Source organism: Lysobacter sp. Root494 (assembly GCF_001427225.1).
Classification (GTDB): Bacteria; Pseudomonadota; Gammaproteobacteria; order Xanthomonadales; family Xanthomonadaceae; genus Agrilutibacter.
The window spans coordinates 184220-197067 of record NZ_LMFH01000009.1; the positions used below are offsets into that span (position 1 = coordinate 184220).

A 12848-nucleotide genomic window follows, 5' to 3' on the forward strand; every position below is an offset into this window, starting at 1 on the left:
AAGCTAATTGCCCGTTTCGCGGTAGGAATTTTCCGAACCGATGGCCGACGCCCGCCTCAAGGACCAGCGCATCCTGCTGTGCGTGTGCGGCGGCATCGCCGCGTACAAGGCCGCCGAGCTGGTGCGCCGCCTGCGCGACGCCGGGGCGCAGGTGCAGGTGGCGATGACCGGGGAAGCCACGCACTTTGTCGGCACGCCGACCTTCCAGGCGCTGTCCGGCTTCCCCGTGCGCACCTCGCTGTGGGACGAAGCGGCGGAAGCCGCGATGGGCCATATCGAACTGGCGCGCTGGGCGGACCGGGTAGTGGTTGCGCCCGCCACGGCGAACACGCTGGCCAAGCTGACCCATGGCTTGGCCGACGATCTGGTCACCACCTTGTGCCTGGCGACCATCGCGCCGATTACCGTGTGCCCGGCGATGAACCACCGCATGTGGCTGCACCCGGCCACGCAGGCCAACATGGCTACGTTGCGCGAACGCGGCGTGCAGGTAGTTGGTCCGGAAGACGGCCCGCTCGCCGAAGGCGAATCCGGTCCGGGCCGCCTCAGCGAACCCGAAGCCATCGTCGCCGCGCTAGGGGGGGCTGCACGATGAGCCTGCGCGGTCGGCGCGTCCTCGTCAGTGCGGGCCCGACTTTCGAAGACATCGATCCCGTCCGCTTCATCGGGAATCGCAGCAGCGGGAAGATGGGGTTCGCGATCGCCGAATCCGCCGCGCGCCAGGGCGCCGACGTGGTGCTGGTGGCGGGACCGGTCTCGCTGCCGACCCCAGCCGGCGTGAGCCGCATCGACGTGCGCAGTGCCGCCCAGATGCACGCCGCGGTGATGGCGGCGCTGCCGGCCGACATCTACATCGGGGCCGCGGCCGTCGCCGACTTCACTCCGCTCAGCGTGGCGCCGGGCAAGATCAAGAAGCAGGCCGGTGTGGACACGCTAACGCTGGAGCTGGTCCGCACGCCCGACATCCTCGCCGAAGTGGCGGTACATCCGCGGCGCCCGCGCCTGGTGGTCGGCTTCGCCGCGGAAACCGACCATGTCGAGCAATACGCACGCGGCAAGCTGGAAAAGAAGAAGCTCGACCTGATCGCGGCCAATCGCGTCGGCATCGTGGGCAGCGGCTTCGAAAGCGACGACAACGCGCTGGTGGTGTACGGGCGCGACGGCTTCGAGCGCGCGCTGGGGCCTGCGTCGAAGATCGAATTGGCAGACAACTTGCTTGAGCTGATCGCGGTGCGGCTGGCTTGAAGCCCGGCCGCGCCACGTGCGCATCGACACATAAGGAACCGAATGCACCACACGCTCGAACTCAAGATCCTCGACGCGCGTTTCGGCGGCGAGTGGGCGCTGCCCGAATACGCGACGCCTTGCAGCGCCGGCCTCGACCTGCGCGCCGCGCTGGATGCGCCGCTGGCCCTGCAGCCGGGCGACACCGTGCTCGTGCCATCGGGACTGGCCATTCACGTCGGCGACCCGACCCTGTGCGCGGTGATCCTGCCCAGGTCGGGCCTGGGTCACAAACACGGCATCGTGCTGGGCAACGGCACCGGCCTGATCGACGCGGATTACCAGGGACCGCTCATGATCAGCGTGTGGAACCGTAGTCGCGAGGCTTTTACGATCCAGCCGGGGGACCGCATCGCCCAGCTCGTCGTGCTGCCGATCGTGCGGGCGACGTTGCAAGTGGTCGACGAATTCGAAGCGAGCAAGCGTGGCGAAGGTGGCTTCGGCCACACCGGCGTGCGCTGAAGCGCGAGCAAAAAAACAGGAAACGATGATGAGCGAAAAGAAGAGCCTTCCTCCCGCCCAGGCGAAGCTACTGCGACAGCTGGTGGCGATCGTGCTGGTGCTGCTGGCCGTGTGGTTCGGCTGGAGCGCCTGGCAGCAATACCGCGACAGCGCGCGCCGGCAGACCGTGGAACAGGCGCGCGATGCGGCCGTGCAGAACGCGCAGGGAGTGATCGCCACCGAGCAGAAGCAGTTCGCCGCGCAGCTCGAAAGCGCACCGGTACAGGCGGCGCTGGCCGCCAATGACCTGCACCAGGCCGGTATCGCGCTGACCCAGGGCTGGGCCTCGGCGACTGAGGGCGAAGTGCTTTCGACGGACCTCGACCCGGCCTATGCCGGGCTGCCCAAGACCGGCTACGGCCGCCTGGCCGCGATGGAGCAGGCGCTGGCGGAACAGAAGCCGGTGGCCTGGATCGTCACCGATGGCCTCGGCAAGCAGAAGCTCGCGCTGGCCGCCCCGGTGATGCGCGGCGCCGAACTCGTGGGCGTCGCCAGCGTTCGGCTGCCCCTCGCCAGGCTGAGCAGCGGGGTGGAAGCGGCCCGCGTGCCGGAAGACACCTACCTGGCCTTGCGCCAGGGCAGTTCCACCGTGGTCGAGCGCGGCAACAAGGCCCTCGCCACCGGCGCCGAAGCGATGGCGGCGAAGGTGCCGGGCAGCGACCTGCGGGTCGCGGCCGCGATTCCGGACGTCGCCGGCGGACCGCTCGGCCTGGGCTGGCTGCCGTGCGCCGTCATCACTGCATTACTGGCGCTGGGCGCGATCGTGGCCTGGTTCTATCCCGCCCTCACCCGCGGCCGGGGGAAAGCCGCGGCAATCGAGGAAGGCGGCGATCAGACCCTGGGCCAGCTGGCGCCGGAATTGCTCGCAGCGCAGCCGGTCGGCGCGCAGAAACCAGTGGAAGCCGCGCCCGCGCCGGCAGTAACGAAAGGTGTGCCGCTCGATCCCGGCATCTTCCGCGCCTACGACGTGCGCGGCGTGATCGGCAAGACGCTCGACGCCGGCATCGCCGAACTGCTCGGCCAGTCGATCGGTTCGGTGATGCAGCAGCAGGGTCTGCTCGACATCGTGGTCGGCCGTGACGGCCGCCTCTCCGGTCCCGAGCTCAGCGAAGGCCTGATCAACGGCCTGCGCAAGGCCGGCCGCAACGTCATCGACATTGGTATGGCGCCGACGCCGGTCGTCTACTTCGGCGCGTATCACCTGCGCGCGGGTTCCTGCGTGTCGGTCACCGGCAGCCACAATCCGCCGGACTACAACGGCTTCAAGATTGTAGTCGGTGGCGAGACGCTGTCGGGCGAGACGATCACCGACCTCCATGACCGTATTGCGCAGGGCCGCCTGTTCGCTGCGGACAACCCGGGCGAAGTGCGTCAACAGGACATCAGCGAGGACTACGTGCAGCGCATCGCTGCCGACGTGCAGATCGACCGCCCGCTCAAGGTCGTGGTCGATGCTGGCAACGGCGTGGCCGGCGACATCGGCCCGCGGGTGTTGGCCGCGATCGGCGCCGAAGTCACCCCGCTGTACTGCGAAATCGACGGCACCTTCCCCAACCACCATCCCGATCCCAGTGAGCCGCACAACCTCACCGACCTGATCAAGATGGTCGAGCGCCTCGACGCGGACCTCGGCATCGCCTTCGACGGCGACGGCGACCGCCTCGGCGTGGTCACGAAGGATGGCCAGAACATCTTCCCGGATCGCCTGCTGATGCTGTTCGCGCAGGACGTGCTGGAGCGTAACCCGGGTGCGATGATCATCTTCGACGTGAAGTGCACCGGTCGCCTGCCAGGCCACATCCTGCGCCATGGCGGCAGTCCGCTGATGTGGAAGACCGGCCATTCGCTGATCAAGGCGAAGATGCGCGAAACCGGCGCCGAGCTCGCCGGCGAGATGAGCGGCCACTTCTTCTTCAAGGAACGCTGGTACGGCTTCGACGACGGCATCTACGCCGCCGCCCGCCTCCTCGAGATCCTCTCGGTGCAGCCCGACACGCCGGCGGCGACGCTGGCCGCGCTGCCCAACGGCGTGTCCACGCCGGAGATCAAGGTCGATGCGCCCGGGGGCGATCCACATAGCTTCGTCGAACGTTTCCGCAATGCCGCGCAGTTCGAAGGTGCGCGCCTGTCGACGATCGACGGCCTGCGTGTCGACTTCCCGGATGGGTGGGGCCTGGTGCGCGCGTCGAACACGACGCCGGTGCTGGTGATGCGTTTCGACGCCGACACGGCGGCGGCGCTCAAGCGCATCCAGCAGGCGTTCCGCGAGCAGTTGCTGGCGTTGAAGCCGGATCTCTCGCTGCCCTTCTGAGCTCACCCGGTCGCACAAACAAAAAGCCGGTCGTCTGACCGGCTTTTTGTTTGTTTGCAGCAGGCGCTACCGGATCAGGTGCCGTTCTGCACCGGCACCACCGCCGGCGTCTTCGGGCCTTTCAGTGCGCGATACGTCTGCAGGGCGTGGTCGAGTTCGACGTCGATCTCGCTGCGGTTCTGGCGGTGCGCGGCGAGCAGGCCTTGCTGGCGGATGAGTTCGGCGTGCTGGGTCCGGATGGTGCTCGCGAGATTCGCCGGTACCGGCCTGCCCGCCAGCTCGGCTTCCCCGGCCTGGCGGAGCAGGCTGATCAGGCTCTGGCGCAGGCCGCCGATGCTCAGCTGCGCGGCCTTGACGGTGTCGTCGAGCAGGGCGATGCGGTCGTTGAAGGCGCGGCGCAGGTCGGCTTCGGTCGAATACGACTCGGCCATGGCGTGTTCGCGCATGCGTTGCGCGGCTTCCTTGAACTGGTTCTGCCGGTCGATTTCGGCCTGCGCCGCGGCCGCAAGACGTTCTTCTGCGGTCAGGGCGCGGCCGACCTGTCCGGTCGGAAGACCGCTTCGGGAGCTGATCTCGGTGCGTGCGCTGTCGACGGCGGTCGCCGGCAGGGCGTCGCCGCAGACTCTGTGCCCGCCTTCGTTCCAGCAATAGAGCTTTTTCTTTTCTGGCCCCGCTTTTTTCTGTTGCGCGGCGCCGGCTGGGCCGGCCAGCAGCGCAGCCGTGAGGGCCAGCGCGAGCGGGGCGTACAACTTGTTCATGAAGGTCCTGCCGAAAGTCTCGCGGTTGGACAACCACTAGCAAGGATCACGCCAGCACGGCTGGTACGGGCTATGCGGCGGTATGGCTACCATACGCGGCACGGTAGGCCAGCAGTCGCTCCCGTTGTGCGACCAGTTGCGCGTTGCCGGCAGCGAATTCGAGCAGGTCCGACAGGCTCGCCACCGGAACGACCGGCAAGCCATGTTCGTCCGCGACAGTTTGTGCCGCGGAGCGTCTCGATACGGCGGGGTCAACGGCTTCCTGGCGATCGAGTGCGATCACGATGCCTGCGGCAACGCCGCCCGCATCGCGGATGATCGCCAGCGCTTCGCGGATCGCAGTGCCGGCGGTGATCACGTCGTCCACGATCAGGACGCGCTTGCCGGCGAGCGGCGCGCCGATCAGCGTGCCGCCTTCGCCGTGCGCCTTGGCTTCCTTGCGATTGAATGCCACCGGCAGGTCGCGGCCCCGGCGCGCGTATTCGCAGGCGACGGCGGTCGCGAGCGGAATGCCCTTGTAGGCAGGCCCGAACAGCAGGTCGAAGCCGACGCCGTGCGCCTCGATCGCGTCGGCGTAGCAGGTCGCCAGTTCCGCCAGCAGCGCGCCGGAATTGAACAGGCCGGCGTTGAAGAAGTACGGGCTCTGCCGCCCAGACTTCAGGGTGAAATCGCCGAAGCGCAAAGCGTCGGCGCGCAGCGCGAGCTGGAGAAAGCGGGAGCGGTGGTCGTTCATCGGCAGGAAGTCGGGGCAGGTGCGCGAATTCTGCCGCATCGGAATCTCCGCCGCGTGCGGTAGGCTGCCGTCCTCGCCTGGAATTCCGCTGCTATCCCCCATGCGCATCATCAGCTTCAACGCCAACGGCATCCGCTCGGCCGCCAACAAGGGCTTCTTCGACTGGTTCCGCACGCAGGACGCCGACGTGCTGTGCCTGCAGGAAACCAAGGCCCAGGAACACCAGCTTGGCCACGCTTCTAACGAGGACGCGTCCGAAGCGCCGGTCGACAACGTCTTCCGCCCGCCCGGCTATCGCACGTTCTTCAAGGACGCCAGTACCAAGAAGGGTTACAGCGGCGTCGCCATCTATTCCAAGCGCGAACCCGACGAAGTCCTGACGTCGCTCGGCTGGTCCGCATTCGATGACGAGGGACGCTACATCGAAGCGCGCTTCGGCAACCTCAGTGTGGTGTCCTTCTACATTCCTTCGGGTTCGTCGGGCGAGCTGCGCCAGGGCTTCAAGTTCGAGGTGATGAAGTGGCTGGAACCGATCCTGCAGCAGTGGCTGCAATCCGGCCGCGACTACGTGCTGTGCGGCGACTGGAACATCGTGCGTAGCCGCCTCGACATCAGGAACTGGACCAGCAACCAGAAGAATTCGGGCTGCCTGCCCCAGGAACGCGACTGGCTCAACGGCCTGTGCATGGAGGGAACAGGTTGGGTCGACGCCTATCGCCACCTGCACGCGGAAGGCCAGGACTACACCTGGTGGAGCAATCGCGGCGCCGCGCGCGCCAAGAACGTGGGATGGCGCATCGATTACCAGTTCGTCACTCCATCGCTGCAGGACCGCCTGAAGGCGTGCGCGATCACGCCGTCGCCGCGCTTCTCCGATCACGCGCCGTTCGCGGTGGACTATGACCGCTGAGCGCAGGAAGAAGCACAGCTCGCGCGACGTGCTGCGCGCGCTGCGGCGGCCGAAGGTCGCGATCATGCTCGCGCTCGGCTTCGCCTCCGGCCTGCCATTCATGCTTGTCGGCAACACGATGGGCTTCTGGTTGCGCGAGGGCGGCATCGAACTGTCGACGATCGGCTTCCTGTCGTGGGTCGGCATCGCCTATTCGATGAAGTTCCTGTGGGCGCCGTTGGTCGACAAGACTGACGCGCCGGTGCTCGGACGCCTGCTCGGCAGGCGCCGCGGATGGATGATGCTGGCGCAGCTGGCGATCGCCTGCGGCCTCGTCGGCATGGCGCTGGTGCAGCCGCAGGGCGGCTTGATCGCATTCGGCGTGATGGCGCTGGTGGCGGCGTTCTCGTCGGCGACGCAGGACATCGTGATCGATGCCTGGCGCATCGAGAGCGCCGACGACCGCGACGAGCTCGCGCTGCTCAGCGCCGGCTACCAGCTCGGCTATCGCACGGCGTTGCTCATCACCGACGCGCTGATCCTCGTGGTCGCCGCGAAATTGGGCTGGTCGGTGTCGTACGAATTGATGGCGCTGTTGATGGCCGTCGGCATCGGTGCGTGCTGGTTCGCGCGCGAACCGCAGGTGCAGGCGCGGCCGGTGGTCGAAGTCGCGGGCGGCAACAACAACGACCTCCCGCTGGGTGTATCCGATGCGATGGTCGTGCGCTGGCTGCTCGCCGGCGCAATCGGCCTGGCGACGCTGGTGTTCGCCATCGCGATCGGATTGCACGACGACCTCAACCTCGACCTGCGCAACGCCGCATTGTTGTTGCTCGGCGCGGTGCTGGCGTGCGCCGTGGGACGCCGTCCTGCGGGGCCGGTGCCGGAAGCGACGTGGTCGCGTCCGCTGGTACGCCCGATGCTGCGCATGTACGACGCGGTCCTGGGTCCCTTCATTGCCTTCTTCCGCCAGCACGGCAGCTGGGCGCTGCTGATGCTTGCAGCGATCAGCCTGTACCGCTTGCCCGACTTCGTGATGGGCCCGATGGCCAATCCGTTCTATGCCGACCTGGGCATCGCGAAGGAGACCGTTGGCTGGGTACGCGGCGTGCCCGGGTTGGTGGCTTCGATATCGGGTATCGCGGTCGCGGGGTTGTTCGCGTTGCGTTTCGGTTTCGTGCCCACGCTGTTGCTGGGCGCCATTCTCGGCCCCGGTTCGAACCTCGCCTTCGCATGGCTGGCGTACCAGGGCAACGATCCGCTCGTGTTCGCCACGACGATGGTGATCGACAACTTCTGTACCGGTTTCGCCGGCGTTGCGCTGGTCGGCTATATGTCGAGCCTCACCAACGTCGGCTACAGCGCGACCCAGTATGCGTTGCTCAGTTCGTTCTATGCGCTGCTCGGGAAGGTATTGAAAGGCTTTTCCGGCGTCGCGGTGGAACACCTGCAAGCCGGCCGCACCGAATTGGAAGGCTATGCCTTGTTCTTCATCGGCACGGCCGTGGTGGGCATTCCCGCGCTGTTGTTGTGCTTCATCCTGGCGCGGCGGCGGCCCGTGGTCGCGCCAGCTTCGACGCCGGCGTGAAGGCCGGCAGAATTTGACGCAAAGTCGTGGAAATGTGACAACAATGTCCTTTGAGCCGTTTCAGGCCCAATGGGGCCATGCCAGCATTCCTTCATGACCGAGATCGTGCTCCGTGACATCGACCCCGTGCTGGCGGACCGCATCCGCCGCGTGGCCGATGCGCGCCGCTGGGACATGGGGCGCACGTTGCAGCATCTCCTCGAGCAGGGGCTGTATACGGTCGAAGCCGACATGAACGTCCGTTTCAGCGAAACCGACAGCGACATCCTGCGCGCCGCGATCGCCGCGCTGGAAGAAGTGCCGAGCGATCCGGGCTTCTCGCTGATCGGCCGCGTTGAACGGCCGAAGGAACTGGACGACCCGGACATCGACATGCGCTTCGCGATGTCGGAGTCGTCGAGCCGCAAGGATCCCGCCTGACGGCAACCCGCCGGGGGCACGCTCAGTTTGCCGGATGCACCACGCCGAGCACGCGCGGACCGCGCGCGCCGGTCACGCTGGGCAGGTTTCCCGGCTTTCCCAGTAGCGCCTGCCGTGCCAGCCAGGCGAACCCCATTGCTTCGACGAAATCGGGATCGACGCCATGCCGCGCCGTGGATTCGACGGCGGCATCAGGAAGCCGTGCGGCGATGCGTTCCAGCAGCCGCGCGTTGTGCACGCCGCCACCGCACACCAGCACCCTGCGCGTGCCTGGTTGATGCGCGAGCAGGGCGTCGGCGACGCTGGCCGCGGTAAGTTCCAGCAGGGTTGCCTGCACGTCGGCAGCGGCTTCGTTGCCATGCAGCCGCGCTTCGACCCAATCGAGATGGAAAACCTCCCGCCCGGTGCTCTTCGGCGGCGGCAACGCGAACCACGCCTCATCCAGCAACCGTTGCAGCAATGCAGCGTCGCAAGCACCCTGTGCGGCGAATGCACCACCGGCATCGAAGGCCTGCCCGGTGTGCCGCGCGCACCACGCATCCATCAGTGCATTGGCCGGGCCGGTATCGAAGCCGCGCACGTCGCCGTGGGCAGGCAACAGGGTGAAGTTGGCGATGCCGCCGAGATTGAGCACCGCGCGATCTTCCTGCGGCGAATGCAGCAGTGCGTTATGCAGCGCCGGCAGCAGGGGCGCGCCGAGCCCGCCCGCGGCGACATCGCGGCGGCGGAAGTCGGCGACCGTCGTGATGCCGCTGCGCTCGGCGATCACGTGCGCATCGCCCAGTTGCATGGTGAAGGGATGGTGGCCGTCGAACGCGGCGCCTGCAGGCCGGTGCCGCACGGTCTGTCCATGCGAGCCGATCGCGTGCACGTCGCGCGCTGCGACACCGGCGTCGCTTGCCAGTTGCAATGCAGCCGTCGCGAAATGCTCGCCGATGCGCACGTCGAGCGTGCCCATCTCATCCAGCGAATCAACCGGCGCGCCCTGGCCCAGCGAGATCAGTCGCACACGCAGGTCTTCAGGCCACGGATAGGTGTGGCCGTGCACGAGTTCGCACTGGGTCGTATCGCCATCGCCGGTAAAGCGCACCAGCGCGGCATCGATGCCATCGGCGCTGGTGCCCGAGATCAGGCCAATGAAGAGTTGCGGAGCGGAATTCGTATGCGGCATCGGTGCAGTAAACAGCCCGATGCCGGTTTTGTGTAGTGCCAGGAGCGACCCGGCACTACCGCGTCGACGCGATCAGCCCTTGCGGCCGTTCTTCTTCGCGCCCGCCATCGCCAGTTGCTTGGGCTCAGCAGTACCCGCATCGGCGTAGATGATGTTTTCGACCTTGCGGATGCGAGTCAGTGCTACCGAAGTCTGCTGGCGGAACTGCGCGAGCGCGCCGCCGCTCAGCGGTTCCGGTGGCGGCATCGTGATCGACAGCGGGTTGCGGTGCGCGCCGTTGATGCGGAATTCGTAATGCAGGTGCGGGCCGGTCGACATGCCGGTGCTGCCGACATAACCGATCACGGTGCCCTGCGCGATGCGCTGGCCGCGCTTGATCTTGCCGATGCGCGACATGTGGCCGTACAACGTGGTGTAGCCGCGACCGTGGTCGAGCACGACCGCATTGCCATAACCGCCCTGCCAGCCGGCCGAAAGCACGCGCGCATCGCCCGCAGCCATGATCGGCGTGCCCGGACGCGCGGCGTAGTCCACGCCCTTGTGCATGCGCATGCGGCCCAGCACCGGATGGCGGCGCGCGCCGAAGCCGGACGTCAGGCGCGCATACGGGATCGGCATGCGGATGAAGGACTTCTTCAGAGGACGGCCGTCGCCGGTGAAGTACTCGGCCTTGCCGTTGCGCTCGAAGCGGAAGCCGGTGTGCAGCTTGTTGCCGGTAGTGAACGTCGCCGCCAGCACCGGGCCGGTGGAGATCAGCTCGCCTTCGCGCCAGGTCTGCTCGACGACGACACTGAAGCGGTCGTTCGCGCCGACGTCGTCATTGAAATCGATGTCGTACTTGAAGATGTCGTCGGTGAGCGTGTTGATGTTCTTCGGGCTCAAGCCGAGCTTGCGCGCCGAACGGAACAGCGACCTACCTACCTTGCCGCTGAGCACGACCGTGCGGGTTTCGCTCGGACGCTCGATCACCTTCTGGCGGATGTCATCGCCTTCGAGCGTCAGTTCAACGCGATGCGTGGCATCGCGGTCGAAACGCAGCGCACGCAGCTCGCCACCCTTGCCGCCTTCGCCGACCGGAAGGTCGAACGCGAGTTCGGCGCCAGGCTTGAGTTTCGTCAGCGATTCGCGCGCGCCCGGCTGCTGCAGGACTTCATGGAGTGTCGTCGGCGAAATGCCGAACTGCTTGAACAAGGAAGCCAGCGTCTGGCCGCGCTCGACGCGGACGAGTTGCCAGCTGTCACCGCTCTGGCCGTGCAACCGCGCCACGGGTAGTGACGGCAACGGCAGCGCCATCGACATCCGGGCCGCCGGGAGGGGGGCGTCATGGCCTGGGCTGAAACCGGGAATGATCGCCGCCACCAGCATGCCCAACGTGGCCACCAGGCTCGCCTGCGCCCACTGCCGGCGCGACCAGCGGCCATTGAATCCATCGGAAAGATGACGGGCGACTACAGGGCGATGCAGCGCGGCTTCACGCAGTGCATTAAGTCGTTCGCGCCGCTGCGCGCCTAGTCCGGATTTACCCATTGCTACCATCCCCCGAAACCCTGTCAGAACGTCCGGCATCCAGTCCGTCTGTTCGCGTGGCCATGAAACAAGCTTGAAACATGCGCTTTTGGGCGCCTTCAGACGCGTGATGTGCGCGTAACGGGGGTACCATAGTCACGTGAGCAGTCCGCGTCAAATCATTGATAGCCAAAGGATTTTTGACGTACAACCCGGTTTAACGCCGCGTTAACTTCGCGATAACGAAATTCACGCCATCTGTCGCATTCAGGCAGATGCCACTCATCGGAAATCTCTGTGCCCGTATCCTCTTCCCTGAACGACGCTCTCGACCTCATCTCCCGGGGCGCCGACGAAATCCTCAAGCGAGAGGAACTCGAGGCGCGGCTGGCTGCATCCATGAAGGCGGGCGGCCGCCCGCTGCGGATCAAGGCCGGCTTCGACCCGACCGCGCCCGATCTGCATCTGGGCCATACCGTGCTGCTCAACAAGATGCGGCAGTTCCAGGATCTGGGTCATCAGGTGATCTTCCTGATCGGCGACTTCACCGGAATGATTGGCGACCCAACCGGCAAGAACGTCACCCGCAAGCCGTTAACGCGCGATGACGTGTTGGCCAATGCCCAGACCTATGCCGAGCAGGTCTTCAAGGTGCTCGACCGCGAACGCACCGAAGTGCGTTTCAACAGCGAATGGTTCGGGCAGATGTCCGCGGCCGACATGATCAGACTCGCCGCGCAGCACACCGTCGCGCGAATGCTCGAACGCGACGATTTCTCCAAGCGTTATGCCGCGCAACAATCGATCTCGATCCACGAGTTCCTGTATCCGCTCGTGCAGGGCTACGACTCGGTTGCATTGAAGGCGGATGTCGAGCTCGGCGGCACCGATCAGAAGTTCAACCTGCTGATGGGGCGCGGCCTGCAGGAGCACTTCGGCCAGCCTCCGCAGATCGTGTTGACGATGCCGCTGCTCGAAGGGCTCGACGGCGTACAGAAGATGTCAAAGTCGCTGGGCAATTACATCGGCATCAACGAGCCTGCGATCGATATCGTCACCAAGACCATGAAGATCGATGACGCGCTGATGTGGCGCTGGATCGAGCTTCTGAGCTTCGAAATCTCCATCGCGGAGGCGGCTTCGCTCAAGCGCGATATCGAAGCCGGTGCATTGAATCCCCGCGATCTCAAGCTGCGCCTCGCGCGTGAGCTGGCGACACGTTTCCACGGTGCCGTAGCCGCGGAAAATGCAGTGGCGGGCTGGAATGCAGCCGTGCGGGGCGAGGGTGATACTTCGTCGCTCCCGCTCACCGATGTGGTGGTGCCGGAGGACGGACTTCGGATTGCGGCATTGCTGACGGCCGCCGGACTCACGCCGAGCAATTCGGAGGCGAACCGCAAGCTCAAGGAGCGCGCCGTTCGCATCGACGGCGACGTGATTGAGGATGCGCAGCGCGTTTTCATGCCGGGTTTCGAAGGCGTGCTAGCGGTCGGAAGGCGCACGTTTGCGCGGGTTCGACTGGTAATCGCGTGAGCCTCGCTCGGGGTTGCTGATTCGACGCGGAGCAAGCGGCGGTAAACACCGGGCGCACAGAAAAATTTCGCACACCCACTTCCCATTTTTGTTGGGGGTGTGCACAATGCGCGCCCCGCTGATCGGGACGGCCTGAGGGCCTGAACGGAGCGGG

The 12848-nt window shown here is 66.2% G+C and carries 10 protein-coding genes and 1 pseudogene; 7 read left to right on the forward strand and 4 right to left on the reverse strand.

Annotation, left to right across the window (positions count from 1 at the left end; translation table 11 throughout):
* Positions 1-40 precede the first annotated feature (40 nt).
* The 3 genes and pseudogenes from coaBC (at position 41) to ASD14_RS15245 (ending at position 4096) form a co-directional block, all read left to right on the forward strand.
* Positions 41-1245, forward strand: a pseudogene (coaBC, locus tag ASD14_RS15235) (bifunctional phosphopantothenoylcysteine decarboxylase/phosphopantothenate--cysteine ligase CoaBC).
* Positions 1246-1287: 42 nt separating this feature from the next.
* The gene (gene dut / locus ASD14_RS15240; protein ID WP_056135834.1) at positions 1288-1746 is read left to right on the forward strand and encodes a dUTP diphosphatase; all 459 of its coding nucleotides are present in this window, start codon (positions 1288-1290) and stop codon (positions 1744-1746) included.
* 28 nt (positions 1747-1774) lie between these two features.
* Positions 1775-4096 carry a phosphomannomutase gene (locus tag ASD14_RS15245; protein WP_056135920.1) on the forward strand — a complete coding sequence of 774 codons (2322 nt, stop codon included), beginning with the start codon at positions 1775-1777 and terminating at the stop codon, positions 4094-4096.
* Between the two features lie 74 nt (positions 4097-4170).
* On the opposite strand, the gene ASD14_RS15250 is transcribed toward ASD14_RS15245, so the two are convergent.
* Both ASD14_RS15250 and pyrE read right to left on the reverse strand, forming a co-directional pair.
* Positions 4171-4854 carry a hypothetical protein gene (locus ASD14_RS15250; RefSeq protein ID WP_056135837.1) on the reverse strand — a complete coding sequence of 228 codons (684 nt, stop codon included), beginning with the start codon at positions 4852-4854 and terminating at the stop codon, positions 4171-4173.
* Between the two features lie 70 nt (positions 4855-4924).
* Positions 4925-5587 (reverse strand): orotate phosphoribosyltransferase, encoded by a 663-nt coding sequence (gene pyrE / locus ASD14_RS15255; RefSeq protein ID WP_056135923.1) that lies wholly within the window; start codon positions 5585-5587, stop codon positions 4925-4927.
* A 100-nt stretch (positions 5588-5687) separates the two neighbouring features.
* Between pyrE and ASD14_RS15260 the strand changes: the two genes are divergently transcribed.
* From ASD14_RS15260 to ASD14_RS15835, 3 genes are all read left to right on the forward strand, one after another.
* Positions 5688-6497, forward strand: coding sequence for an exodeoxyribonuclease III (locus tag ASD14_RS15260; protein WP_056135841.1), 810 nt, complete (start codon positions 5688-5690; stop codon positions 6495-6497).
* A complete protein-coding gene (locus tag ASD14_RS16360) occupies positions 6487-8064 on the forward strand; it encodes a hypothetical protein (RefSeq protein ID WP_056135844.1) in 1578 nt (525 codons plus the stop codon). The genes ASD14_RS15260 and ASD14_RS16360 overlap by 11 nt, the downstream gene beginning before the upstream one ends.
* Positions 8065-8157: 93 nt before the next feature.
* Positions 8158-8484, forward strand: coding sequence for a hypothetical protein (locus ASD14_RS15835; RefSeq protein ID WP_056135847.1), 327 nt, complete (start codon positions 8158-8160; stop codon positions 8482-8484).
* 22 nt (positions 8485-8506) lie between these two features.
* Here the strand turns inward: ASD14_RS15835 and ASD14_RS15275 are convergent, their stop codons facing one another.
* The gene (locus ASD14_RS15275) at positions 8507-9655 is read right to left on the reverse strand and encodes an anhydro-N-acetylmuramic acid kinase (protein ID WP_056135850.1); all 1149 of its coding nucleotides are present in this window, start codon (positions 9653-9655) and stop codon (positions 8507-8509) included.
* Positions 9656-9727: 72 nt separating this feature from the next.
* Positions 9728-11182, reverse strand: a complete 1455-nt coding sequence (locus ASD14_RS15280; RefSeq protein ID WP_082539038.1) for a M23 family metallopeptidase — start codon at positions 11180-11182, stop codon at positions 9728-9730.
* 276 nt (positions 11183-11458) lie between these two features.
* Here ASD14_RS15280 and tyrS point away from each other — a divergent pair, with 276 nt between their 5' ends.
* Positions 11459-12694 (forward strand): tyrosine--tRNA ligase, encoded by a 1236-nt coding sequence (gene tyrS / locus ASD14_RS15285; protein WP_056135856.1) that lies wholly within the window; start codon positions 11459-11461, stop codon positions 12692-12694.
* Positions 12695-12848: the final 154 nt, after the last annotated feature.

Excerpts from the sequence above, each read along its gene's own strand:
- pyrE (WP_056135923.1), bottom strand. The coding sequence starts at position 5,587 with ATGAACGACCACCGCTCCCGCTTTCTCCAGCTCGCGCTGCGCGCCGAC.
- ASD14_RS15280 (WP_082539038.1), bottom strand. The coding sequence starts at position 11,182 with ATGGGTAAATCCGGACTAGGCGCGCAGCGGCGCGAACGACTTAATGCA.
- ASD14_RS15245 (WP_056135920.1), top strand. The coding sequence starts at position 1,775 with ATGAGCGAAAAGAAGAGCCTTCCTCCCGCCCAGGCGAAGCTACTGCGA.
- ASD14_RS15275 (WP_056135850.1), bottom strand. The coding sequence starts at position 9,655 with ATGCCGCATACGAATTCCGCTCCGCAACTCTTCATTGGCCTGATCTCG.
- ASD14_RS15835 (WP_056135847.1), top strand. The coding sequence starts at position 8,158 with ATGACCGAGATCGTGCTCCGTGACATCGACCCCGTGCTGGCGGACCGC.
- ASD14_RS16360 (WP_056135844.1), top strand. The coding sequence starts at position 6,487 with ATGACCGCTGAGCGCAGGAAGAAGCACAGCTCGCGCGACGTGCTGCGC.
- ASD14_RS15260 (WP_056135841.1), top strand. The coding sequence starts at position 5,688 with ATGCGCATCATCAGCTTCAACGCCAACGGCATCCGCTCGGCCGCCAAC.
- dut (WP_056135834.1), top strand. The coding sequence starts at position 1,288 with ATGCACCACACGCTCGAACTCAAGATCCTCGACGCGCGTTTCGGCGGC.
- ASD14_RS15250 (WP_056135837.1), bottom strand. The coding sequence starts at position 4,854 with ATGAACAAGTTGTACGCCCCGCTCGCGCTGGCCCTCACGGCTGCGCTG.